This window comes from Micromonospora sp. S4605 (genome assembly GCF_003176715.1).
GTDB classification, from domain to species: Bacteria; Actinomycetota; Actinomycetes; order Mycobacteriales; family Micromonosporaceae; genus Micromonospora; species Micromonospora echinaurantiaca.
Genome location: NZ_QGSW01000493.1, coordinates 1 through 1,380 on the forward strand (window position 1 = coordinate 1; position 1,380 = coordinate 1,380).

Annotated in this window: 1 protein-coding gene; it reads right to left on the bottom strand. The window is 66.1% G+C overall.

The window, feature by feature from the left end; translation table 11 throughout:
* The coding region (gene ahcY / locus DLJ47_RS35245; RefSeq protein WP_109906705.1) for an adenosylhomocysteinase at positions 1–1,380 on the bottom strand (1,380 nt) is incomplete at both ends.

Here is a 1,380-nt window from a genome sequence, read left to right on the forward strand (position 1 = left end):
ACGCCGAGGTAGGCGGCCTGTTCCTTGGTGAGCTGGGTCAGCTTGGCGCCGAGGGCGTCCAGGTGCAGGCGGGCGACCTTCTCGTCGAGGTGCTTGGGCAGCACGTACACGCCGATCGGGTACTCGTCGGTCTTGGTGTACAACTCGATCTGGGCGATGGTCTGGTTGGCGAACGAGTTCGACATCACGAAGCTCGGGTGACCGGTGGCGTTGCCCAGGTTCAGCAGCCGCCCCTCGGACAACACGATGATCGCGTGCCCGTCGTCGAAGCGCCACAGGTCGACCTGCGGCTTGATGTTCTCCCGGGTCACGTCCGACCGCTTGGCCAGCCCGGCCATGTCGATCTCGTTGTCGAAGTGACCGATGTTACCCACGATCGCCTGGTGCTTCATCCGCGCCATGTGCTCGTTGGTGATCACGTCATAGCAGCCGGTCGCGGTGATGAAGATGTCCGCCTGCTCCACCACGTCATCCAGGGTGGCCACCTGGTAGCCGTCCATCGCCGCCTGCAACGCGCAGATCGGGTCGACCTCGGTCACCACCACCCGCGCACCCTGCCCCCGCAGCGACTCCGCGCACCCCTTACCCACATCGCCGTAGCCCATCACCACGGCCATCTTCCCGCCGATCAGGGTGTCGGTGGCCCGGTTGATGCCGTCGATCAGCGAGTGCCGACACCCGTACTTGTTGTCGAACTTGCTCTTCGTCACCGAGTCGTTCACGTTGATCGCCGGGAACAACAGCGTGCCCGCCCGGTGCATCTCGTACAACCGGTGCACACCGGTGGTGGTCTCCTCCGTCACGCCCTTGATGCCGGAGGCGATGCGGGTCCACCGCTGACCGTCCTCGGCGAGGGAGCGGTGCAGCAGACCGAGGATGACCGCGAACTCCTCCGAGTCCGCCGACTCCACCGGCGGCACCACACCGGCCTTCTCGTACTCCGCGCCCTTGTGCACCAGCAGGGTGGCGTCACCACCATCGTCGAGGATCATGTTCGGACCCTGACCATCCGGCCAGGTCAACACCTGCTCGGTGCACCACCAGTACTCCTGAAGCGACTCACCCTTCCACGCGTACACCGGCACGCCGGCGGGGGCCTCCGGGGTGCCGTCCGGGCCGACCACGATCGCCGCGGCCGCGTGATCCTGCGTGGAGAAGATGTTGCACGACGCCCACCGCACCTGCGCACCGAGCGCGACCAACGTCTCGATCAACACGGCGGTCTGGATGGTCATGTGCAGCGAACCCGTGATCCGAGCGCCAGCAAGCGGCTGCGCCTCGGCGAACTCACGACGAATCGCCATCAGACCCGGCATCTCATGCTCGGCAAGCCGGATCTCCTTGCGCCCGAACTCGGCGAGCGACAGATCCGCCACCTTG